Source organism: Gordonia marina, from assembly GCF_052036135.1.
Classification (GTDB): domain Bacteria; phylum Actinomycetota; class Actinomycetes; order Mycobacteriales; family Mycobacteriaceae; genus Gordonia.
In genome coordinates, this window is the sequence record NZ_JBPSDN010000005.1 from 37,146 (window position 1) to 59,076 (window position 21,931).

The window sequence follows — 21,931 nt, forward strand, 5'->3', positions numbered from 1 at the left end:
GACGATGCGTCGCCGGTCGGGCCCGTTCACCGATCGATGATGCCGGTCAGCGGAAGAGCATCCCGCCGTCGATCAGTCCCGCCTGACCGGTCATGTAGTCCGCATCCGGACCCGCGAGGTAGCTGACGTAGCCGGCGACGTCGTCCGGCGTCTCCGCGCGGCCGAGCAGGATGCCGGACACGAACTTGTCGTAGGTCTCGCCGATCTCGGCACCGGTCAGTTCGGCGAAGCGACGGTCGATATCCGCCCACATGTCGGTGCCGACCACGCCGGGGCAGTACGCGTTGACGGTGATCTTCTTGTCGCCGTATTCGCGCGCGGCGGCCTGCGTCAGGGCTCGCACAGCGAACTTGCTGGCGCTGTAGCAGCCGAGCATCGGGAACCCGTCGTGCCCGGCGATCGACGACGCGTTGATGATCTTGCCGGGGCGGCCCTGTTCGATGAACTTCGCGGCAGCGGCCTGGATGCCCCACAGCACACCGTTGATGTTGATCCGCCACAGGCGGTCGACCTCGTCGGGCCGCACGTCGGCGAGCGGTTCGACCATCGCGATACCCGCGTTGTTGACCATGATGTCCAGTCCACCGAGTTCGGCGACGGCATGGTCGACGGCCGCGAAGACCGCGTCTCGATCACTGACGTCGGCCCCGAAGACCGCGGCGCGGCTTCCGAGCGCGACCACCTCGTCGTGCACCGCGGCGACCGACTCCGCCGTGAGGTCGACCAGGCAGACATCGGCACCGTCGCGGGCCAGGCGAAGTGCGATGCCGCGGCCGATGCCGCGCGCGGCACCGGTGACGAGTGCGACCTTGCCGGCGAGGGGACGGGTGGGATCAGTGGCAGCCATGCGGGGACCTCCGGAGGATGGGGCCGGCACCCTGAGCGGCGCCGGAACAGCCCGACCGTAAGCCGGGTGCGACCCCGGCACGAGAGTTGCAGGGGGTTGCACCGGCCGCGTCACACGCGGACGGCCGGATCAGCTCTGGGACGCGTTGTGCGGCTTGCCGCCGACGATGTCGAAGACGGGGTTGGTGATCCGCTCGACGGCCGCGACGGTGGCCGCCTGCCGCTGCGCGAACTCGGCGACGATCACCGCCAGTTCGGCTTGCACCTCGGCGAACTTGGCGACCGTCTCGGCGAGCTTGCGCTGCTGCACGATGAACTCCTGCATCGGCTGCGACACCGCTCCGGCCAGGCCGGTCACCCCGCTGGCCATCCCGGTGACCGCGCCGCTGAGTTCCACGACCTGCTGCATCAGCACATCCGGTGAGGTGACACCCGCGGTGGCCATCGCGCGCACCTTGCCGAGCGTGTCGGTGGCGACCTTGACGGCCTGCTCCTGCGACCGGGCGAACAGCCCGAGCGCCGAGACCACCAGTCCCTCCTCGGAGGCGGCCTCGGTGGAAGCGGACTCGTTACCGGTGGACTCGTTGGCAGCCATATCCGCAGCGTAACGCACTGGCACGACACTCACCGGCGATCACGGCCCGGTGAGTCGGCCGCCCCGCCGGGTAGTGTCAGACAGGTCCGCCCGCCCGCACCAGAGGAGTCCCGCCGTGTCGCTCGAACCCGGAGCCGTCTTCGCCGGTTACCGCGTCATCGCGCCGATCGGGCGGGGCGGGATGGGCGAGGTCTACCTCGTCGAGAACCCCGGCCTGGCACGACGCGAAGCCCTGAAGCTGATCTCCACCGCGGGCGACGCGAGCAGTGATTTCGCCGAACGCTTCGCCCGGGAGGCGCGGACCGCCGCCGCGCTGCATCACCCCGGCATCGTGACCGTGTATCAGTACGGCGTCGAGGGCGGGCGGCCGTGGTTCACCATGCGCCACCTCGACGGCACCGATCTGACCGGGGAGCGGTTGTCGACCGGCGACGTCCTCGACGTCGCAGGCGCCGTGGCCGATGCCCTCGACTACGCCCACGCGCAGGGTGTGGTGCATCGGGACATCAAGCCGGCGAACATCCTGATGAGCCGTCGGCCCGACGGCCGGGTGGGCGCGGTGACCGTCCTCGATTTCGGCATCGCCCGGCTTGCCGACTCCACCTCGCTGACCGGGACCGGGAATTTCATCGGCACGCTGCGCTACAGCGCCCCCGAGGTGATCGAGGGCGCCCCCGCAACGGCGGCCGCCGACCAGTACTCCCTGGCCTGCACGCTGTACGAGTTGCTCACCGGCGCCGCGCCCTTCACCAGCGACAATCCGGTGGCCCTGATCCGCGCCCACGCCGATCATCCGGCGCCGCCGGTCAGCAGCCGCCGGCCCGATCTGGCCGCGCTCGACCCGGTCTTCGCCCGCGCGCTCGCCAAGGACCCGGCAGGCCGATTTCCCGACTGCCGTTCCTTCGCCGCCGAACTGCGCCACGCCCTCGCACGACCGCCCGCCGCCGCGACCGCGCCGCTCACCGCTCCATACCCGGCTCCCGCGCCCGCATCGCCGCCGCCGGTCCCGGAGCCGTCCGCGCCGGCCACTCCGGTGGCGGAACCCGTTCCCACCGGGAAACGACGCAGCCGCGCCCCGCTGTTCGTCGGCCTGGCCATCCTGGTGATCGCCGGGCTCGCGATCGCGCTGGCGATCATCCTGACCAGGTCGCACGACGACCGCCCCGCCGCGACGTCCCCGGTCACGGTCACCGAAAGCGGCCCGAGCACGTCGCCGTCGACCAGCACCTCCACCGCGACCGGTTCAGCGGCCGTCGAGACGCCGACCGTCGCCCAGTTGCAGACGATCCTGCGGAAGGCCGTCGACCCGAAGACCCCCGCCGGGGAACTCGGCCGCTACGTCTACACCGGCGACGATCCGGCCGCCGTCACCAAGATGAGCGCCTACGCGGCCGCTACCTCGCTTGCCGGCTACACCCCGGACTCGTACACGGTGAAGGCGCCGGTGACCATGACGGGCGGGAACACGACGACGGCGAGCGTCGCCGCGAAGTCACCGCGCGACGCGGCTCCCACCACCATCCGCGACGTCGAGTGGATCCATTCCGGCGGCTACTGGAAACTCGTGCCCGACGCGATCCTCACCTCCGGCCCGCACTGACACCGGGCGCGCACGAGTCACCCGGATACGCGCGCGGCACCCGCGACCGACGCGCCCGTGCTCGACTGCCGCGCCTACGCTGGGAGGCGGCCCTCAGCGACGTCGATCACCCACTGGGGAGTGTCTACGCCGCGCATCTGGTTGTTGACGACCACGATCTCGGCGGCGATCCGGCGCTCCTCAGCAGTCCGTCCGCGCAGCTGTCGCTCAGACCGGGCTCGGGCTGCTGCACTTTCTTCAAGGGAGCTCATTGCTCTCCTCCTCCGCTTTCCCGCGCCCACATGACGGTGTCCACGATTCCACGCTCACTGTCGGTCAGCAAGGGAGAGGTCGCCAAGACATGCACCACCGACAGCCCCATCCGCCGCCCCTCCGTGCCCTCGGAAATGGTCAGCTCCGCGGCCCATTGAAAGCGCCTCCACCACTCGGCTCGTGACTCGATCTCCAGTCGGTGTTCGCGGTCGACCCGCTCCGAGTGCTGCCGCTGCCACAGTGTCCCGATCACCCCGGCGCTCGTCAGCAGACCGAGGACCAGCGCCACCCATGCCTGCGCCGCCATCACGCACTCGCCCGGCCTGGCGTCTTCTCGTGTTCCGACATCTGTTCCCCCTACCGTCACCCTCAGGGTCGCCGATCGGGTCTGCGACGTCGAACACTCCATCCACAAGCCGTCCGAGTGCCGGTCGAGTTGTCCACAGGAACGACACGCGGCCCCGACCGGAGGAATCCGGTCGGGGCCGCGGGTGTTCAGCCGAGCGAGACTTACGCGGAGCGCAGGTTCTCGTTGGTCAGCGTGGTGACACCGTTCTCCGCCTTCGCGACCAGCGAGGCCGGCGGGCGGAAGTGCTCACCGTACGACTCGGCCAGCTCGTTGGCGCGAGCGACGAAGCCGGGGACCCCGCCGTCGTACTGGTTGATGTACTGGATCACGCCACCGGTCCACGCCGGGAAGCCGATGCCGAAGATCGAGCCGATGTTGGCGTCCTCGACGGAGGTGAGCACACCCTCGTCGAAGCACTTCACGGTCTCCAGCGCCTCGGCGAAGAGCATGCGCTCTTCCATGTCGATCAGCGGGATCTCGACGCTGCCCGACTTGAAGTGCTCACGCAGACCCGGCCACAGCAGGGTGCGCTTGCCGTCGGCGTAGTCGTAGAAACCGGCGCCGTCCTTCTTGGCGGTGCGGCCGTTCTCGACCATCCAGTCGATCACCGCGTACGAGCCGTGCTCCGGGAACTCGCCGCCGGCGGCCTCGACGCCCTCCTTGGTGGCCTTGCGGATCTTCTGCATCAGCGTCAGCGTCAGCTCGTCCGAGAGCTGCAGCGGCGCGGCCGGGTAACCGGCCTGGCTGCCCGCCTGCTCGATGAAGGCCGGCTCCACACCCTCGCCGACGGCCGCGATGGCCTCGTTGATGAAGGTGCCGATGACACGGCTGGTGAAGAAGCCGCGGCTGTCGTTGACGACGATCGGGGTCTTCCGGATCTGCAGGGTGTAGTCGATGACCTTGGCGAGCACCTCGTCCTTGGTCTTCTCACCGCAGATGATCTCGACCAGCGGCATCTTGTCGACCGGCGAGAAGAAGTGGATACCGATGAAGTCCTCGGGACGGTTGACGCCCTCAGCCAGCAGCGTGATCGGCAGGGTCGAGGTGTTCGAACCCAGCACGGCGTCCGGCTCGACGATGTCCTGGATCTCCTGGAACACCTTCTCCTTGACCTCGACCGACTCGAACGCGGCCTCGATCACCAGATCGACGCCCGCGAAGTCCTGCGGGTCGACGGTCGGGTGGATGCGGGCCAGCAGCGCGTCGGACTTCTCCTGCGTGGTCTTGCCGCGCGAGAGGGCCTTCTCCTCGAGCTTGACCGAGTAGTCCTTGCCGCGGTTGGCGGCGTCGATGTCGATGTCCTTGAGCACGACCTCGATGCCGGCCTTGGCCGAGACGTACGCGATGGCCGCGCCCATCATGCCGGCGCCGATGACGCCGACCTTCTTGGCCTGCCACTTGTCGAAGCCCTTGGGGCGCGAGCCGCCGCCGTTGATGTGCTGCAGATCGAAGAAGAACGCCTTGATCATGTTCTGCGCCACCTGGCCGGTGACCAGCGAGACGAAGTAGCGGGTCTCCACCAGGTCGGCGGTGTCGACGTCGACGTAGGCGCCCTCGATGGCCGCGGCCAGGATGGCGCGCGGGGCCGGCATGTTGGTGCCCTTGATCTGCTTGCGCAGCAGTGCCGGGAAGGCCGGCAGGTTCGCGGCGACCTTCGGGTTGGTCGGCGCGCCACCGGGCATCTTGTAGCCCTTGACGTCGAACGGCTGCTGAGCCTCCGGGTTGGCGGCGATCCAGGCCTTCGCGGCCGGGAGCAGGTCGTCGACGGTCGGCACGACCTCGTCGACCAGACCGGTCTCCTTGGCCTTGGTGGGGTTGAACTGGGTGCCCTGCAGCAGCACGCCCATGAGAGCGTTCTGCATGCCGAGGAGGCGCACGGTGCGCACGACGCCGCCGCCACCCGGCAGCAGGCCGAGGGTCACCTCGGGAAGACCGATCTTGCTGCCCTTGGCATCCGCGGCGACGCGGTAGTGGCAGTGCAGCGCGATCTCCAGGCCACCGCCGAGCGCGGCGCCGTTGATGGCGGCGACGACCGGCTTGCCCAGGGTCTCCAGGCGGCGCAGCACGGCCTTCATGCCGTTGGTGCGCGCGGTGATGTCGGTGGCGATCTCCTCGGGAGTCTTGTCCTTCGGCGCCCCGCTGGTCATGTCCTTGAGGTCGCCGCCGGCGAAGAAGGTCTTCTTCGCCGAGGTCACCACGACGCCGGCGATATCGTCCTTCTCGGCCTCGAGCCGGTCGACGGTCGCAGCGATGGAATCCATGAACAACTGGTTCATGGTGTTGGCGCCCTGGTTCGGGTCGTCCATGGTGAGGATGACGACGCCGTCGGCGTCCTTCTCCCACGCGATCATGTTCTCGCTCATGAGGTTAAGTCTTTTCCTTCTCTAGTCCGGCGGCGTCAGACGCGCTCGATGATGGTCGCGACGCCCATGCCGCCGCCGATGCAGAGGGTGACCAGGCCGTAGCGGCCGCCGGTGCGCTCCAGCTCGTCCAGGCAGGTGCCCAGGATCATGGCGCCGGTGGCGCCGAGCGGGTGACCCATGGCGATCGCGCCGCCGTTGACGTTCACCTTCTCGTGGGGGATGCCGAGATCCTTCTCCCACTTCATGACGACCGAGGCGAAGGCCTCGTTCAGCTCGTAGACGTCGATGTCGTCGACGGTCAGGCCGGCCTTGTCCAGGGCCTTCTGGGTGGCCGGGGTGGGGCCGGTGAGCATGATCGACGGCTCGCTGCCGACCTCGGCGAAGGCGACGATGCGCCCGCGCGGGGTGAGGCCGTTGCGCTTGCCCGCCTCTTCCGAACCGATCAGGACGACGCCGGCGCCGTCGACGATGCCGGAGCTGTTGCCGCCGGTGTGGACGTGGTTCACCTTCTCCACGCTCGGGTACTTCTGCATGATGACGTCATCGAAGCCGGCCATGGCGGCGAGCGCCTCGAACGCGGGCTTGAGCTTGCCGAGGCTCTCGACGGTGCTGCCCGGACGCATGTGCTCGTCCTTCTCCAGCACGGTGACGCCGTTGATGTCCTTCACCGGGACCACCGAGTTGTCGAAGCGGCCGGCCTCCCAGGCCGCCGCCGCACGACGCTGCGACTCCGCGGCGAAGGCGTCGACGTCTTCCCGGCTGAAGCCCTCGATGGTGGCGATGGTGTCGGCACCGATGCCCTGCGGGGTGATGTAGTTGTCGTACGCGGTGGCGGGATCCATGAAGAGCGCACCGCCGTCGCTGCCCATCGGCACGCGCGACATCGACTCGACGCCACCGGCGATCACCAGGTCGTCGAAGCCGGACGCGACCTTGGACGCAGCCAGGTTCACGGCCTCCAGGCCCGACGCGCAGAAGCGGTTGACCTGGGTACCCGGAACGGTCTCACCGAGACCGGAGACCAGCGCCGCGGTGCGGGCGATCACGGCGCCCTGCTCGCCGACCGGGGAGACCACGCCGAGCACCACGTCGTCGACGGCCTTCGGATCGAGATCGGGGTGACGCTCGAGGAGCGCGTCGATCAGGCCGGAGACCAGGTCGATCGGCTTGACGCTGTGCAGAGCGCCTCCGCGCTGCTTGCCGCGAGGCGTGCGCACCGCGTCGTAGATGAATGCTTGGTCAGGCACTTGTGTTCCTTTCACACGAACCTAGATGGTTACCCAGTGAGGCTAACGCGGAATAACGCTCTTGGCTATACCCACAGGTGAATCCGTAGGAATTCGCTCCATCTTCGGCTATGGTCGGTTCACGATGCCGACCGACAAGACCGCCCGCAGCAGTCGCGCGGAGGACCGCCGCCGCCAGCTCATCGCTGCGGCCGCCAGTCTCTTCGCCGATCGCGGCTACCCGAATGTCTCGGTCTCCGACATCGCCGCGCGGGCCGGGGTCAGCACGCCCACCGTGTACCGCCACTTCGCCGACAAGCAGGCGCTGCTCTTCGCCGCCACTCAGTGCGCCGTCGACGCCTTCGAATCGCAGACCGAGGCCGCGCTGGCGGCCGCCGGCGACCCGGCACAGGCCGTCGTCGCCGCGGCCACCGCGCTCGGCACCTCCGGCACGGGTCAGACCGCGCTGTGGCGCTGGTCGGGCCAGCATCTGTCGGACGAGCAGAACCGCGAAGTGGTGCGGCGCACCCGTTCGGTGCTGCGGCGGTGGGCCGCGGCCATCGCGCAGGCACGACCCGGACTCAGCGAGCGGGAGTCGATGTACCTCGCCGGCGCCGTCCTGTCGGTCTCCGGCAGCCTGATCGGCCGCACCTCGAAGTCCGACCTGGCCGCGGTGAATTCGGCCGTGCGGCAGCTGATCTGGCGATTGTTCGAGTTGCGGCCGGCCCTGGCGCCGCCGCTCACCGAACACCCGGCGGGCCTCCCCGGCGAGGGCGGGCGGCGCGACGAGATCCTCGACGCCGCCGCCGCATTGTTCGCCGCCCGCGGCTACGAGGGCACCGGAATGGACGACATCGGCGCCGCCGTCGGCATCACCGGTCCCAGCGTCTACAAGCATTTCGCCTCGAAAGACGCGATCCTGGTCGCGATCAGCCAGCGCAGTTCCCTCCGCCTGCAGGCCGATGCCCTCGCCGCGTCGGCGCGAACCGACCGTCCGGCCGAACTCCTCGGCCTCCTGGTGGACTCCTATGTGCAGACGATCACCGGCACACCCGATCTGCTGGTCGCGCTGATCAGCGGTTACGCCCTCCAGGAGAACCCGCACGCCGGGGAGCTCGTGGCCGCGCAGCGCCGCTACGTGGTCCGCTGGATCGACCTGCTCCAGGCCGTCCACCCGGAGATGTCGCGGCCGTGTGCCGCGCTCACCGTGCGTGCGGCGCTCGCCGTGGTCAACGACGCCGTGCGGATGCCCCGGAGCACCCCGCGCCCGGAGTTCGCCGCCCGGATGGCCTACCTGGTGAAAGGCCTTCTACAGGCCTGACACCGGCGGGTGCGGGATGAAACACTGGTCGAATGGAAGACGAAGAGCTGCCGTACCGCTACAGCAGCGAGGAGATCATCGAGCAGCTGCGCGTCGATTCCGACTTCGCCGACCGGCTGTGGCGCGCCTTCGGATTCGCCCGGAACACCGAGCGCGCCGACTCGGCCTCGGTGTTCTCCGAGGCCGACCTCGCCGCGCTCGCCGTCTTCGCCGGCAGCGACCGGGAGATCGATCCGGCGGCGCAGGTCGCCGCGGCGCGGTCCATCGGGCAGGCGACGGCGCGGCTCGCCGAATGGCAGGCCGAGCAGATCCGGCTGCTCGCCGCCGATCCGCGCGTCACCCTGACCGCCGACCAGCTGATCGATGCACTCGCCCACCTGCAGCAGGCGGTCTGGCGACGCCACCTCGACAGCTTCCTGGCCCGCGACGGCGGCCCGCACACCGGCGAGGGCGACGAGGTGATCGTCGGATTCGCTGACATCGTCGGCTACACCTCGCTCTCCCGGCGGCTGCGGCTGGCCGCCCTCGAAGCCCTCCTGGAGAGCTTCGAGTCGGCCGCCCATCTGATCATCACGACGCACAACGGCAAGGTGATCAAGTCGATCGGCGACGCCGTGATGTTCACCGCTCCCACGCACGCGGCGGCGGCGGACATCGCCATCGAACTGCACGCCCTGACCTCGGACGGTGAACTCCCCACCCTGCGCATCGGCCTGGCATCGGGGCGGGCGCTGACCCGGATGGGCGACGTCTTCGGCGAGCCGGTCAACATCGCCGCCCGGCTGGCGAGCGCGGCGCGCGAGGGCACCACGCTGGTCGACGACAACCTGGCGGCGGCGCTCGCCGATCAACCCGAGTTCTACCTCCACCACATCAGTTCGCTCTCCGTGCGCGGCTACCGCCGGCTGAAGGCCTACGTCCTGGAGCGGCACCGGGACGCCCCCTCCGTGCTGGCCGCCGCGGAACGAGAGGCCGCGGAAGCCGCCGCACGCGCCGAAGCCGCGGCCGCCGAGAAGGCGCGCATCGCCGCGGAGAAGGTGGAGCAGAAGGCCGCCAAGAAGGCGGCACGGACCCGCTCCCGCGCCGAACGGAAGGCCGCTAAGGCCGCGGACTGAGCGGCACGCCCCCGGCGTGGGCCGCGGTCATCGCCGGTGTCGCCGCCCTCGACACCGGCGATGCCACGGCCGGCGTCATCCGCGGAGCGCCCGCCATTCGGCGAAGACGTCATCAGCGGTCCGGCCCTCGAGTGTCGCCCAGCGCGCCTCGTGCAGGCTGCCGTCCACGTCGGTGGCCTGCGGGACGGCGATGCGCACCATGCCGGCGCCACCCGCGGCGGTGAGACCGAGTTCCGAATCCTCGAGCACCACGCACTCGCGCGGATCGAATCCGAGCAGGCGGGCCGCCGTGAGGTACGGCTCGGGATGCGGTTTCCCGTTCGTCACGTCGTCGCCGGTGACGACGACGTCGAACTCGGGCGCGCCCGGCGCGTCGAGCACCAGCTGCGCCGACTCCCGGTAGGCCATCGTGACCAGGCCGATGCGTACCCCGGTAGCGGCCACCGAGGTCAGCAGCTCCAGGGCACCGTCGCGCCACGGCAGACTGCGCCGCATCGCCTGGGTGACCCCGGACACGACGTGCTCGATGAGTTCCTCCCTCGGCCGCACCGCACCCGCCGCCTGCAACTGATCGGCGAAGTCGTCGAGCGACGTGCCGATCGATGCCTCCCGGTGCGCGTCGGTCCACTCCCCGCCGGTCTCCAGCACGAAGCGGCTGCCGACCTCGGCGTACAGGTGGTCGGTCTCGATCAGGGTGCCGTCCATGTCGAACAGCACGGCGGCAGGCCGGGCCGTCACAGCGTCTGCAGCCATCGGCCCCACCTCGGATCCGCCATCTTGGCGCGGGCCCGCGCCAGCTTCCACGCGCCGTACTTGTAGAAGTCGTAGTCCCAGTTGCGGATCACTTCCTGGTAGAAGCACCCGAAGATGCCCCACTTCAGGTCGGCCAGCGCGGCCGCGACCTGGACCCGGGCCACCACCTCCGGGCTGGTGTGACCGTACTTCGCCTCGACGCAGCGGAGGATCATGTCCTCGTCGTAGAAGTATTCGGTGAAGGTGACCGCCAGGTCGTAGGCCCGCTCGTTGTTCGACGCGAACTCGAAGTCGACCAGCTTCATCGGCTTCCCGTCGGCGACCAGGAAGTTGCCCGGCATCGGGTCGTTGTGGCATGGCACGATGTCGAGCCCGGACGCCGTGAACGCCGCCCGCGCGGCCTCGTACTCGCGGAGCATCTGGATGGAGTACGGCGGCAGTTGCACGCCGAGTTCGGCGACCTGGTCCAGGTGTTCGTCGATGAGGTCGAAGATCGTCTTGGTGAGCGGCAGTTCACCGATCCGGTGGAACTCGGTCTGCAGGCCGAGCACCGATTCGGCGACGTCCCAGCGCTTCATGTCGGCGTTGGTGCAGGCGCGGTATCCCTCGAGGAACTCGACGATCTCCACCCCGGTCGCCGGATCGAACCGGACGATCTTCGGGCTGATACCGAGCTCGCCGGCCCGTTTGGCCGCCTCGTGGGAGTTGGCGCGGTCGATGTATTCCTCGGTACCGGCACCGGGCACCTTGAGGAAGTAGACGACGTCGTCGCCGACCACCTCGACTCGCCAATTGCTGTTCTGCAGCCCGCCGAACAGCGGCGAGTAGCGCACCTCGCGCCCGGTCCATTCGGTCACCGCGCGGATGCACTCCTCGACGGCGGCCTCACTCTCGTTGCGGGCCGTGCCGAGCCAGCGTGTCTCTTGAGCGTGTGCGGGATTGCTGGTTCCGTTCGCCATCAGAGGCTCCTCAGGTAGTCGTCCACCGCGTGGTCGGACAGTCCGACGCGGGCCCACAGGAACATCCAGTCCGAGAACTTCGAATACTCCAGCGTGCCCGGATCGCAGTGGTCGGCCCACGCGCCGATCAGGCCGCCGCGGACGGCTTCGGCGAAGCCGTAGCACTTGGCCCGCGCGTACAGCCGCTCGTCGTAGCCGCCCCAGACCTCCTCGAACACCGCGCGGGCATCACAGTTGCCCAGGCCGAGTTCGAGGACCAGCGAGCCCACGTCCTGTACCGGGTCGGCGACGGCCGCCCAGTCGAAGTCGAGCAGGAGCACCCGCCCGGTCTCCCGGTCGATCGCCACGTTGGAGCAGTTCGCGTCGCCGTGGATCGGCACCGTGTCGTACCCGGTGGCCTCGATCCGCCGCTCCGCATCGGCCAGGGCCCGCAGCATCCACGGCAGGTCGGCCGGCAACTGGGCGCCGGCGGCCACGCTGCGCTCATGGAGGGCGCGGACGTCGTCGAACACCGTGGCCTTCCGGGCCCGCGGCACGTCCAGTTCCCAGACGGCGCGGCGCTGGGCGATCAGCGCGGCCCGCCGGTCGGCGTGATTGAAGTCCTCCAGCGAGGCCGTCGCGAAGTCCTCGGTCAGGTCGGCCATCACCAGCCGGCCGGACGACGCGTCGGCGTCGAAGACCTCCGGACCGATGCCCCGCGCACCGGCCGCGGCGCTGACCGCGAACGACGACTCGATGTCGAGGTAGGTGCGCGCCACGTCGGTGATCGTCTTGACGAACGCCGTGGTCGACGATCCGTCCAGCCGCTTGCGGGCGCGCAGCGAATCGGCGCCCCACCACTGCGGGCTCGCCATCGTCGCAGCCGGCGGCGTCAGCGCATCGTCGTCGATGAGCGCGATCATGCGTAGTCTCCTTCGGTGTATCCCCGCGCGAAGAAGCCGGGGGACAGCGCGGCGGCACGGCGCGGCTGCTCCGGCCAGACGAACTCGGCACTGCGCCGGGCCTCCAGCCATTCGGACACCGCGAGGACCCGCTGGTCGGTGAACCGGGGGCCGGCCACCTGAACGGCGACGGGCACGCCCTGCGCGATACCGAAGCCGATCGCCGCCGCGGGCTGGCCGGACTGGTTGTACCAGCACGTGAACGAGCAGTGGCCCAGCGGCGCGTGCGAGTCGAGGCCGACCATCTCCGCCCGGTGCCCGAGCCCCGGCAGTACCGGCGACAGCACGATGTCGAACGGTTCGTGGGCCGCCGCGAACCGCATGGCCGACCGGGCGACGGAGTTCTGGTCCTCCTCGTGCCGCACCGTGTCGAATCCATCCGCCTGCGCGCACCACTCGACCACTTCCGGCAGGACGCGAGCGCGTCCCTCCTCGTCGAAGGCCGCCCATTCCGCCCGCGCGCGCACCGCGAACAGCCGGTCGAGCGCGAGATAGGGGTCGTCGTCGAAGACCGGGCCCAGCCGGGTGACCTTCGCACCGGCCGCGGCCAGCAGCTCGGCGGCGGCCTCCACGGTGGCGACGACCTGCGGGTGCGCGGCGAAGCCGTACCCCATGTCGCACATCACGCCGACCCGGAGGCCGGCGACGGCGGCGTCGTCGAGCGGCCCGGCCGGGGGTTCGCCGTCCGGAGCGAGACTCGAGAAGTCCCGGGAATCCGGGCGCGAGATGACCGCGAAGAGCTCCGCCGCTTCACGGACGGTGCGGGCCATCGGCCCGGCGGAGCGGACGTTGCTCGGTGCCAGGTGGGGAATCCGGCCCTGCGTCGGCTTGAGCGCGACCAGACCGCAGTGCGCGGCAGGCAACCGGACCGATCCGGCGATGTCGCTGCCGACCGACATCGAACCGATGCCCGCGGCCAGGCTCGCGCCCGCACCCGCGCTCGATCCGCCGGTGTTCATCGAGGTGTTCCAGGGGTTGCGCACGATGCCGTACAGCGAACTGACGCCCGAGGCGAGCATACCGAAGTCGGGCATGGCCGTCTTCGCGAAGATCAGCGCCCCGGCCTCCTTCAGCCGTGCGGCCGGCGGCGCGTCGAAGGTCGACATCGGCAGCGCCACGTTGGGTGCGGTGCCGTGCCGCCAGGGGGTGCCCACCGAGGCGACGCTGTCCTTGATCGAGATGGGCAGGCCGTCGAGATCGCTGAGCGGCGCACCCGCCGCCCACCGCTTCGCCGACGCCTCCGCCTGGCGCATCGCCTCGTCGGTGTTCAGGTAGGCGAAGCAGTTCAGTTCCCCGGACACCGCGTCCGCGCGGGCGAGGGTCTGATCCAGCACGTCGACGGGGGTGGTGTCGCCGGCCCGGTAGGCGGCGCGGAGGTCCGCGCTCGACGTGTTCGCGTTCACGGTGAAGCTCATGCGATCACCACCGGAGTGCCGATCAGCCAGCCGCCGTCGACGGCGACGGTCTCGCCGACGATGTGGTCGGACAGGTCCGAGCAGAGGAACAGGACGGTGTCGGCGATCTGCTGCGCGGTGGCCCACTTGCCGTTGGGGGTCTGTCCTTCCAGCGCCCGGCGGATGTCGGCGTCGTAGATACTGGTCATGTCGGTCTCGACGAAGCCCGGAGCGACGGCGTTCACGCCGATGCCCATCGGCGAGTAATCGATCGCCGCCTGGCGCGTCAGGTTCACGATCGCGGCCTTCGCGGCGCAGTACGCGGCGAAGCCGGGGTTCGCACGGAGCCCGCTGATCGACGCGACGTTGACCACCTTGCCGCTCCGGCCCGCGGCCAGCATGGCCCGGATCGCGGCGCGCATGCAGTAGAACGTGCCGTCGACGTTCACCTGGAACTGGCGGCGCCAGACCTCATCGGAGGTCTCGGTCACCGAGCCCGCCTGCAGCACGCCCGCGTTGTTGACCAGGATGTCGAGTCCGTACCGGCCGTCGACGTCGGCGATCAGCGCATCCACCGCGACCGGGTCGGTGATGTCCAGTTCATGCGATTCCGCCGCGCCGCCGGCCGCGACGATGGCCGACCAGGTGGCCGTGTCCGGGTCCGCGGCGAAGTCGGATCGATCGGCGATCACCACCCGCGCCCCGGCCCGGGCGAGGGTCATCGCCGTCGCCCGGCCTATCCCCCGGGAACCACCGGTCACCACGGCCGTTCTTCCGCTCAGATCGATCATCGGCTTCCTCATCCTTCCGACTACGGTCCGGCCACGCCGGAATTAATGGTCGCAATGGTAGCACCGATTTGGTCTGGCGCTAGGGGGAATTTCCGACATCGTCCCGTACCGGATGCGGGCCGCCAAAACCGGTCACAACCTGCACTCTCGTCGCGTAACACGCTCTTTACTCACCCGACACCGACTTCAATCCGGAAAACTCTTCCCAACCAAAGAAGCGGCCGCTACCATACCGTTCACCGGTTATCGACCAACCATTTGCCGAACCGGGCTCGCGCAGTCGATCTGACAGCGATGTCGACCATCCACGTCCACAGAAGGTGTGACACCCCATGAAGAAGGCCCTCGCCGCACTCCCACCGCGGCCCGTGAAAGCAACACTCCTCACGATCTACGCCATCGCCATCGCGATGGCGATCCTGCCGCCGCTGTATCTCTCCTCCAGCGGGCGCTCGTACGTCATCCTGGGCATGCCGCTGACGATCTGGTACTGGATCGTCGATGCCCTCCTCGTGGCCTTCGCCCTGACCGTCCTCTACTTCTACGAGGATGCCCGGGGCGAGCTCGATGAGGAGTTGAACCGATGATCATCATGCTCGGCATGCTCGCGGTCTTCTACGCGATCGTCGTCGTCATCCTCTACGCGACGCAGCAGAAGGAGAAGCCGACCTTCAGCGAGTACGCGGTCGGCAACCGCAGCTACGGACCGTGGTTCATCGCGATGTCGTACATCAACTCGTGGTGGCCGGGCGCGACGTTCATCGCGTTCTTCGGCCTCGCCGCGGGCTACGGCGTCTTCGGTTTCTACGGTCTCGCCTATTCGACCCTGGGTGTCGCGTTCATGTACTTCATGGCGACCCGCGCGTGGCGATGGGGCGCCGCGTACGGGCTGCAGACGCAGCCGCACCTGCTGGGCAAGCGCTTCGACTCGCTGTCCGTCCGCCAGATCGCCAGCGCGATCGGCGTGGTCTCGCTGTTTCCGTGGATCATCCTCGGCATGCAGGTCCTCGGCATCCTGTTCCAGGTCGCGAGCGACGGCCACTGGGGAGTCCGGACGTGCCTGGTGATCGGCCTGCTGACCATCGTGATCCGTCAGTTCTGGACGGTGAAGATGGGTATGCGCGGCCTCATCATGACCGACGTCTTCCAGGGCCTGGTCGCCTACGGCGGCGCCGCCCTGATCTGCATCCTGATGCTCGCCGGCATCGGCTCCAGCCCGATCTCGTTCTCGGAGATCACCCACGTCTCCGAGCAGTACCTGCGCGTTCCCGGCGACGGCGGCAGCTACGGCCCGTGGTACATGTTCAGCCTGATCCTCACCGGTGTGGTGGGTTCGCTGTGCTGGCCGACCAGCTTTCAGCGGATCTACACCGCCTCGGGTGTCCGCTCGGTGAAGGCCGGCACCATTCAGACGGTGTTCCTGTCCGGCACCTTCTACACGCTCCTGATGCTGGTGGGCATCGCCGCCGCCGGGCACAAGGCGATCGCCGCCGACCCCCAGTCGGGCTGGTTCACCCTGCTCAACGAGTACGGCGGCACCTGGCTGCTCGGGCTCGCGGTGACCATCGTCTTCGCGGCGTCGATGGGACACACCGACGGTGCGGTCCAGGTCAGCGGCCTGCAGGTCGCCAACGACCTGCTCGGCGTGCGGTACAAGTTCACCGACGCCCGGCTCACCCACATCGCCAAGGTCTGCATGGTCGTGGCGATGATCCTGGCCGCGTTCCTGGCCTTCGTGACCCACGGGATGCCGCGCATGCAGCTGCTCGCCCAGATCAGCTACCAGGGCATCGTGCAGCTGGCGGTGCCGCTGTTCCTCGGCATCTTCTGGAAGGGCGGCAACAAGTACGGCGCCAACGCCGGCATGGTCGGCGGCTTCGTCGTCGCCGCGGTGCTGACCTGGATCTACCCCGACGACATCCCGTGGCTCGGTTCGCTGACCGGCGGTATCGTCGGCCTCGTCGTCAACCTGGTCCTGTACCTCGGCGTCTCGGCCGTCACCGGACGCACCGACGAGGACCGCGCCCGCGTGGACGAGTTCTTCGCGGTCGCCAAGGGCCCGCTCGGCCGGCCGGCCGCGGAGCGGATCGCACCCGTGACGGCTCCGAACCCGTAGCACCCGGCGCACCGGGCGGTGTCCCGAAAGTCTCTGCGCGAGCAGGACGCTTTCGGAACACCGCCCGGTGTCGTTCCGGGAACAGATGATGCCGTGCCGGACGCGCTCCGCTGCGCGGCGGCCGGAGTGCCGCACGCCGCCGGCGGCGACCACCGAACCCCGGGAATCACGATCATCCAGGCCTCAGGGGACGTGGAAACCGGCCCCCGGCCTCACACGATGTAGGCCGTCTCGCAGCCGTCGGGGCCGCTGCGCACCGTGATGGTGGTCCGGTCGGACCGGTACAGCTCCTTCGAGTATTCGAAGGGCCTGCCGTTGTCGAGTTCGGTGACGCGGGTGATCGAGATGAGGGGCGCACCGGCCGACACCTGCAGGAGTCCGGCCACCTCGCGGCTGGCCGACCGGGCGGCGATCTCTTCGACCGCGACACCCCGGTGCAGGTCGTACTCCGACTCGAACAGCTCGTAGAGCGAACCCGACAATGATCGGTCCAGCAGCCCGGGGAACATGTCGCTGGGGAACGCCGCTTCCTCGATCACCAGCGGAATACCGTCCGCGAGCCGGAGCCGGTCGATGTAGAACACCCAGGAGTCCGGTTCCAGCCGCAGGTGCGCGGCGACGTCCTCGTCGGCCGGCGCCGTCCGCGTGCTCAACACCACCGTGCCCGACTCGATGCCCTGCTGCTGCAGGTACTTCGGCAGTCCGACCAGCGGCGTCCGGCGCACCAGCTTCTCCGGGGCGACGAAGACCCCGCCGCTGCGGCCGTGCGACCGGAGCACTTCGCCGTGACCTTCCAGCTCGCTCAGCGCGCGCCGGATCGCCCATCGGCTGACCTTCAGGTTCTCGGCGAGATCCCGCTCGGCACCGACCCTGTCGCCCGGCACCAGGCCCTGGTCGGCGATGATCGCCCGAATCGCTTCCACCAGGTCAGCGGTACCGGTACCGGCCTTATCGGCCGGGGTCGACGCCGTGCCCTTTCCCCCATCGCTCACGGTAATCCTCCTTATTCGCAGCCTAGCAAAGCAGCGCGACCATTAAGGCAATTGGTCGCCCAAGTCTCAGATCCCGCATCCGGGGGTCCGGTACCGAAATCACCGGCCCGGCGACAACGAGACGCCCGTCCCGAACGAGTCGGGACGGGCGTCGGCACGCCACCGGCGTATGCGCGTCGTCAGTGGGTTCCGGTGAACGCGAAGTGCTTGTTCAGATCACCATGCGGCCGCGGAATCACATGCACCGACACCAGCACACCCACACTCGCAGCCACCTCCGACCCCGCCTCGGTCGCCGCCTTCACCGCACCCACATCACCATTGATGATCACCGCCACCAGGCCGTCCCCCACCTCCTGACGACCCACCAACGACACATTCGCCGCCTTCACCATCGCATCCGCCGCCGCCAACGCAGCCACGAAACCCCGCGTCTCGATCATCCCGATCGCATCACTCATGATTCCCACTCCTTCTCGTCAGTTCTGTCTCTGATTGATTGGTTGTCGTCGTTCATCCGGTGCCCTGGTCGTCCAGGATCCCGATCACGAGCGCGTCGGCGGGCACCGCTCCGGGGAGACAACGCGCGACGGCGCTGCCCAGCGCGACCAGCACCCGGTCGCCGGGCCCGCAGCCCAAGTGATCGAGCGCGACGTACCGCTGGTCGGTGTGGTCGCGCCGCACCTCCAGCAACGCGCCGGCCGGAAAGCCGTCGATGCGTTTGGTCGCCCAGACCGGGCCGACCACCGTCGCCCGGATCATGGCCGCCTCACCAACTCGATACCGGAGCGGCGGATCGCCTCCCGAGCCAGCGGCGTGATGGCCACCGCGGCCCCCACCACCAGGCTCGCGCCGTCGGTGACCGCCTGCCGGACGATGCGCTCGGAGAGCACCCCGTCGTCGACCTCGACCACCCCGGCGGCCGCCGGCTGGGCGGGCACCCCCGGTGAGCGCGGCGCGGCCGCGGCACGGCCGGCGAGCGTGAACCGCATCCGGCCGGACCGCAGCAGGGCACCGGAGACCGGGTCGTCGGCGAGCGTCAGCAGCTCGCGCACGAACGCGTTCAGCTGGTCGTCGTCGGCGATCGGCACCGGGCGCGGCGCGGGGTCGAGGCCGGCGGCGGGCAGGAGTTCGCGCAGCACCTCGCGCACCAGCGTGCGCAGGCCGGCCGTCTCGACGCTCATCGCCGCATCTCCAGCGCGGCCTGCGCGGCATCGGCGGCGGTGCGGACCGCGTCCTCGTTGCCGGCCAGGTACACGCGGCCCGACGCACCCATCATCCGATAGTCGACCACCTTGATCGGGCTGGCCTTCTCGGCTTCGTTGGTCGCCAGGATCGCGTACGACGCGGGCTGCATCTCCATCACGAACAGCGAGTCGCCCGGCAGCAGCATGGAACCGGCCTTGTTCCGGTTCACCAGGAAGGCGTGCTCGTCGTCGACATTGGAGATGATCTTCGACGCGGTGACCTCCGGGGGACGCGCGTCGGAGGGGCTGGCGCCGAGTTCGTCGAGCACCGCGTCGGCGGCGAGCCGCACGGAATCCGCCGAATGCGAGTGGATCTCCAGGTACCCGAACTGCCGCTCCACCACCAGCATGCCGGCGCGCACCTGACTGTGCTTGAGCGCCACGTCGGTGAGCGGTTCGATGTCCAGGCCCGGCGCGATCTCGATGATCTGGGCCGACATGTTCGCCCGCGGCAGGGAACCGCGCACGAAGGTGCCCAGGTAGCACATCGTCTGCGGTTGCAGCTTGTCGATGAAGATGAACGAACGCAGGTCAGCCACGGCTGCCTCCCATCATGTCGCGGAGTTCCTCGGCGATCAGCCGCCGGAGGTCGTCCCGGTTCGGCGGCTGCCAGCCGGCGACCGAGACGGACCGGCCGGGAGAACGCCCGGCCGCCAGGTCACGGGCGACATGCTCGAATTCGGCCAGCAGTCGGTCGGTGTCGCTCTGGCTGAACACCAGCGGCGGGCGGATCTTGATCACGTTGCCGTAGGTGCCCGCCGCGCTGGTCAGCACCTTGCGGTCGCGCAGACCGTTGACGAAGGCGGAGGTCAGCGCGGCATCGGGGTCCTTGTCGACCGGGTCGTGCACCAGCTCGACACCGACATACAGGCCGGAACCGCGGACGTCCGCGGCGAATCCGGCGCGGTCGAGGATGGTGCGGAAGCCCACGACCAGCTGATCGCCCTTGTCTCGGGAGTTGGCCATCAGGCCCTCGCCCTCGATCACCTCGAGCACCGCCTGGGCGGCGGCGATCGGGGCGTTCTCGCCGCCGAAGGTGTTGAAGTAGGCGACGTCTTCGGCGAAGGCATCGAGGTGGCGGCTCTGCGCCACCATTCCGGCGACCGGCATACCGTTGCCCATCGGTTTGCCCATCGTCGCGAGATCCGGGGTGAAGCCGCTGCGCTGGTAGCCCCACATGGCGGCACCGGTGCGCGCGAATCCCGGCTGCACCTCGTCGCTGATGATCAGGCCGCCGGCCCGGTGCACCAGGTCCGCGGCGGCGGCGAGCACTCCCGGATCCGGGTAGATGCCGTCGGACGAGAAGATGCTGTCGACGACCAGCGCGGCGAGGCGGACACCGCGGCGCGCCAGATCGTCGATCTGGGTCTGCACGCTGTTCAGGAACAGCTCGCGCACCTGGGCGGCGTCGTATCGGTACGTGTCGGGCGCGGGGACCAGCCGCACGTCGCGGCCGAGCATCGCGCCGGTGCCCGAGGCCGGCGACCACGAGGCGACGTCGCGCGTGCAGCCGTGATAGGCGTTCTCGGTGACGATCACGCCGGTCCCGCCGCTGACCACCCGGGCCACCCGGAGCGCGAGGTCGTTCGCCTCCGAGCCGGTGCAGGTGAACATCACGTTGTCCAGCGCCGCGTCGTGGGTGGCGACCAGGTTCTCCGCGTAGTCGATGATGTCCGGTTGGAGATAGCGCGTGTTGGTGTTGATCGTCTGCAACTGCCGGTGCACGGCGGCCACGACGTGCGGGTGGTTGTGCCCCACGCTGGCCACGTTGTTGTAGGCGTCGAGGTATTCGTCGCCGCGGGCGTCGATGATCTTGGTACCGAAGGCCCGTACCGGGCGGAGCGGCTCGTCGTAGAACAGGCGATAGGCCGGTCCCATCACCCGGCGGCGGCGTTCCACCAGTTCGCGGGTCTCCGGATCGAGCGAGGCGAGACGATCGTCGCTGAGCGCGTTCAGCGAGATGATCTCGACGTGCGGATCGGGTGTCATGAAGCGGTCCTTCCCTGAGATGCCGCGCGCGGCACGGCAGCGGAGCTGCGGAGTCTCATCGGCCGACGACCTCCTGGAGAACGCGGGTGATCTCGTCGCGGGCGACCGTCACGCTCGCCAGGTCACCGGCGATGAACAGCCGGCCGGCGGCGCCGATCATCTGCACGTCGACCAGCGTGAGGTCGGGGGCCACACGCTCGGCGCTGTTGGCCGCGACGGCGGCGAACAGCGCCGGCGCCATCTCGTACACCAGGAGCGCCGAGCCGGGCAGCAGCATCGAGGCGTCCCGCGTCCGGTTCAGGATCACCGCGTGCTGGTCGCCGATCTCCTCGATGATGTCGCTGTAGAGGATCTTCGGCTTGAGCTGATCCTCGGGACTCGCGTCGAGCGCGGCCAGGATCGCGGCGCCCGCCCGCTCGACGACGTCGGCGTCCGGACTGTGCACTTCGAGGATCCCGTACTGGCGTTCCACGTACAGCAGCCCGGGCTCCACCTCGGGGGTGGCCTTCAGCGCGGAGTCGGTGACCCGCTGGATCGCCAGCGCCGGGGCCACCTCGACGATCAGCGAGTGGTCGCCGGCCTTCGGCGGATAGCCGCGGGCGCGTGTCGGGGTCGCCATCGTCGCGGCGAACTGCCGCTGGAGACCGTCGATGCGCAGGTACACGCGGAGTTCGGTGGACGGTGCGGCGGGCTGGGCCACCTCGGCGGGGGCCGTCTGCCCGGCGGCCGGTCTCGTCTTGCGGGCCGGAGACGAGGTGCGCGTCGTCGCCATCACTTGGTTCCGGTGACGGCGAAGTGCTTGTTCAGATCACCATGCGGACGCGGAATCACATGCACCGACACCAGCACACCCACACTCGCAGCCACCTCCGACCCCGCCTCGGTCGCCGCCTTCACCGCACCCACATCACCATTGATGATCACCGCCACCAGGCCGTCCCCCACCTCCTGACGACCCACCAACGACACATTCGCCGCCTTCACCATCGCATCCGCCGCCGCCAACGCAGCCACGAAACCCCGCGTCTCGATCATCCCGATCGCATCACTCATGATTCCCACTCCTTCTCGTCAGTTCTGGT

Annotated in this window: 23 protein-coding genes; 5 read left to right on the forward strand and 18 right to left on the reverse strand. The window is 69.4% G+C overall.

Features of this window, described 5'->3' with window-relative positions:
• Window positions 1-46: 46 nt before the first annotated feature.
• Together ACSEEN_RS04050 and ACSEEN_RS04055 are read right to left on the reverse strand one after the other, a co-directional pair.
• Window positions 47-847, reverse strand: a complete 801-nt coding sequence (locus tag ACSEEN_RS04050) for an acetoin reductase (protein WP_440712382.1) — start codon at window positions 845-847, stop codon at window positions 47-49.
• Window positions 848-976: 129 nt separating this feature from the next.
• Window positions 977-1,441 carry a hypothetical protein gene (locus ACSEEN_RS04055; RefSeq protein ID WP_440712383.1) on the reverse strand — a complete coding sequence of 155 codons (465 nt, stop codon included), beginning with the start codon at window positions 1,439-1,441 and terminating at the stop codon, window positions 977-979.
• 115 nt (window positions 1,442-1,556) lie between these two features.
• Here ACSEEN_RS04055 and ACSEEN_RS04060 point away from each other — a divergent pair, with 115 nt between their 5' ends.
• A complete protein-coding gene (locus ACSEEN_RS04060) occupies window positions 1,557-3,041 on the forward strand; it encodes a serine/threonine-protein kinase (protein WP_440712384.1) in 1,485 nt (494 codons plus the stop codon).
• Window positions 3,042-3,288: 247 nt separating this feature from the next.
• On the opposite strand, the gene ACSEEN_RS04065 is transcribed toward ACSEEN_RS04060, so the two are convergent.
• The 3 genes from ACSEEN_RS04065 to ACSEEN_RS04075 all read right to left on the reverse strand — a co-directional run bounded on the left by ACSEEN_RS04065 (window position 3,289) and on the right by ACSEEN_RS04075 (window position 7,252).
• Window positions 3,289-3,600, reverse strand: coding sequence for a hypothetical protein (locus ACSEEN_RS04065; protein WP_440712385.1), 312 nt, complete (start codon window positions 3,598-3,600; stop codon window positions 3,289-3,291).
• A gap of 203 nt (window positions 3,601-3,803) precedes the next feature.
• On the reverse strand, window positions 3,804-6,005 hold the full coding sequence (locus ACSEEN_RS04070; RefSeq protein ID WP_440712386.1) for a 3-hydroxyacyl-CoA dehydrogenase NAD-binding domain-containing protein: 2,202 nt from the start codon (window positions 6,003-6,005) through the stop codon (window positions 3,804-3,806).
• 35 nt (window positions 6,006-6,040) lie between these two features.
• Window positions 6,041-7,252 carry an acetyl-CoA C-acetyltransferase gene (locus ACSEEN_RS04075; RefSeq protein WP_247865453.1) on the reverse strand — a complete coding sequence of 404 codons (1,212 nt, stop codon included), beginning with the start codon at window positions 7,250-7,252 and terminating at the stop codon, window positions 6,041-6,043.
• Between the two features lie 124 nt (window positions 7,253-7,376).
• On the opposite strand from ACSEEN_RS04075, the gene ACSEEN_RS04080 reads away from it, so the two are divergent.
• Window positions 7,377-8,552, forward strand: a complete 1,176-nt coding sequence (locus tag ACSEEN_RS04080; protein WP_371308713.1) for a TetR/AcrR family transcriptional regulator — start codon at window positions 7,377-7,379, stop codon at window positions 8,550-8,552.
• A gap of 32 nt (window positions 8,553-8,584) precedes the next feature.
• Window positions 8,585-9,667 carry an adenylate/guanylate cyclase domain-containing protein gene (locus ACSEEN_RS04085; RefSeq protein ID WP_298443530.1) on the forward strand — a complete coding sequence of 361 codons (1,083 nt, stop codon included), beginning with the start codon at window positions 8,585-8,587 and terminating at the stop codon, window positions 9,665-9,667.
• A 75-nt stretch (window positions 9,668-9,742) separates the two neighbouring features.
• On the opposite strand, the gene ACSEEN_RS04090 is transcribed toward ACSEEN_RS04085, so the two are convergent.
• From ACSEEN_RS04090 to ACSEEN_RS04110, 5 genes are read right to left on the reverse strand one after another with little or no spacing between them, the layout of a single operon-like run.
• A complete protein-coding gene (locus ACSEEN_RS04090; RefSeq protein WP_247865456.1) occupies window positions 9,743-10,420 on the reverse strand; it encodes an HAD family hydrolase in 678 nt (225 codons plus the stop codon).
• Window positions 10,402-11,379 carry a choline/ethanolamine kinase family protein gene (locus tag ACSEEN_RS04095; protein ID WP_247865457.1) on the reverse strand — a complete coding sequence of 326 codons (978 nt, stop codon included), beginning with the start codon at window positions 11,377-11,379 and terminating at the stop codon, window positions 10,402-10,404. The genes ACSEEN_RS04090 and ACSEEN_RS04095 overlap by 19 nt, the downstream gene beginning before the upstream one ends.
• Complete coding sequence (locus ACSEEN_RS04100) at window positions 11,379-12,281, reverse strand: phosphotransferase (RefSeq protein WP_440712387.1); 903 nt, start codon at window positions 12,279-12,281, stop codon at window positions 11,379-11,381. Before ACSEEN_RS04100 ends, ACSEEN_RS04095 begins: the two co-directional genes overlap by 1 nt.
• Window positions 12,278-13,735, reverse strand: a complete 1,458-nt coding sequence (locus tag ACSEEN_RS04105) for an amidase family protein (protein WP_440712388.1) — start codon at window positions 13,733-13,735, stop codon at window positions 12,278-12,280. The genes ACSEEN_RS04100 and ACSEEN_RS04105 overlap by 4 nt, the downstream gene beginning before the upstream one ends.
• Window positions 13,732-14,505, reverse strand: a complete 774-nt coding sequence (locus ACSEEN_RS04110) for an SDR family NAD(P)-dependent oxidoreductase (protein WP_247865460.1) — start codon at window positions 14,503-14,505, stop codon at window positions 13,732-13,734. Before ACSEEN_RS04110 ends, ACSEEN_RS04105 begins: the two co-directional genes overlap by 4 nt.
• A 332-nt stretch (window positions 14,506-14,837) precedes the next feature.
• Here ACSEEN_RS04110 and ACSEEN_RS04115 point away from each other — a divergent pair, with 332 nt between their 5' ends.
• On the forward strand, window positions 14,838-15,092 hold the full coding sequence (locus ACSEEN_RS04115) for a hypothetical protein (RefSeq protein WP_247865461.1): 255 nt from the start codon (window positions 14,838-14,840) through the stop codon (window positions 15,090-15,092).
• Window positions 15,089-16,621, forward strand: coding sequence for a sodium:solute symporter family protein (locus ACSEEN_RS04120; protein WP_440712389.1), 1,533 nt, complete (start codon window positions 15,089-15,091; stop codon window positions 16,619-16,621). Before ACSEEN_RS04115 ends, ACSEEN_RS04120 begins: the two co-directional genes overlap by 4 nt.
• 212 nt (window positions 16,622-16,833) lie before the next feature.
• On the opposite strand, the gene ACSEEN_RS04125 is transcribed toward ACSEEN_RS04120, so the two are convergent.
• From ACSEEN_RS04125 to ACSEEN_RS04160, 8 genes are all read right to left on the reverse strand, one after another.
• Window positions 16,834-17,613, reverse strand: coding sequence for a GntR family transcriptional regulator (locus ACSEEN_RS04125; RefSeq protein ID WP_247865463.1), 780 nt, complete (start codon window positions 17,611-17,613; stop codon window positions 16,834-16,836).
• Window positions 17,614-17,792: 179 nt separating this feature from the next.
• Entirely contained in the window at window positions 17,793-18,077 is a 285-nt protein-coding gene (locus ACSEEN_RS04130) for a BMC domain-containing protein (RefSeq protein ID WP_247868122.1), read from the reverse strand.
• Window positions 18,078-18,126: 49 nt separating this feature from the next.
• Entirely contained in the window at window positions 18,127-18,375 is a 249-nt protein-coding gene (locus ACSEEN_RS04135) for a EutN/CcmL family microcompartment protein (protein WP_247865464.1), read from the reverse strand.
• On the reverse strand, window positions 18,372-18,797 hold the full coding sequence (locus tag ACSEEN_RS04140) for a hypothetical protein (protein WP_440712390.1): 426 nt from the start codon (window positions 18,795-18,797) through the stop codon (window positions 18,372-18,374). Before ACSEEN_RS04140 ends, ACSEEN_RS04135 begins: the two co-directional genes overlap by 4 nt.
• A complete protein-coding gene (locus tag ACSEEN_RS04145; RefSeq protein ID WP_247865466.1) occupies window positions 18,794-19,399 on the reverse strand; it encodes a BMC domain-containing protein in 606 nt (201 codons plus the stop codon). The genes ACSEEN_RS04140 and ACSEEN_RS04145 overlap by 4 nt, the downstream gene beginning before the upstream one ends.
• The gene (locus ACSEEN_RS04150) at window positions 19,392-20,738 is read right to left on the reverse strand and encodes an aspartate aminotransferase family protein (RefSeq protein WP_440712495.1); all 1,347 of its coding nucleotides are present in this window, start codon (window positions 20,736-20,738) and stop codon (window positions 19,392-19,394) included. Before ACSEEN_RS04150 ends, ACSEEN_RS04145 begins: the two co-directional genes overlap by 8 nt.
• Window positions 20,739-20,904: 166 nt before the next feature.
• The gene (locus ACSEEN_RS04155) at window positions 20,905-21,621 is read right to left on the reverse strand and encodes a microcompartment protein (protein WP_440712391.1); all 717 of its coding nucleotides are present in this window, start codon (window positions 21,619-21,621) and stop codon (window positions 20,905-20,907) included.
• Window positions 21,621-21,905 carry a BMC domain-containing protein gene (locus ACSEEN_RS04160; RefSeq protein WP_247868123.1) on the reverse strand — a complete coding sequence of 95 codons (285 nt, stop codon included), beginning with the start codon at window positions 21,903-21,905 and terminating at the stop codon, window positions 21,621-21,623. Before ACSEEN_RS04160 ends, ACSEEN_RS04155 begins: the two co-directional genes overlap by 1 nt.
• Window positions 21,906-21,931 lie beyond the last annotated feature (26 nt).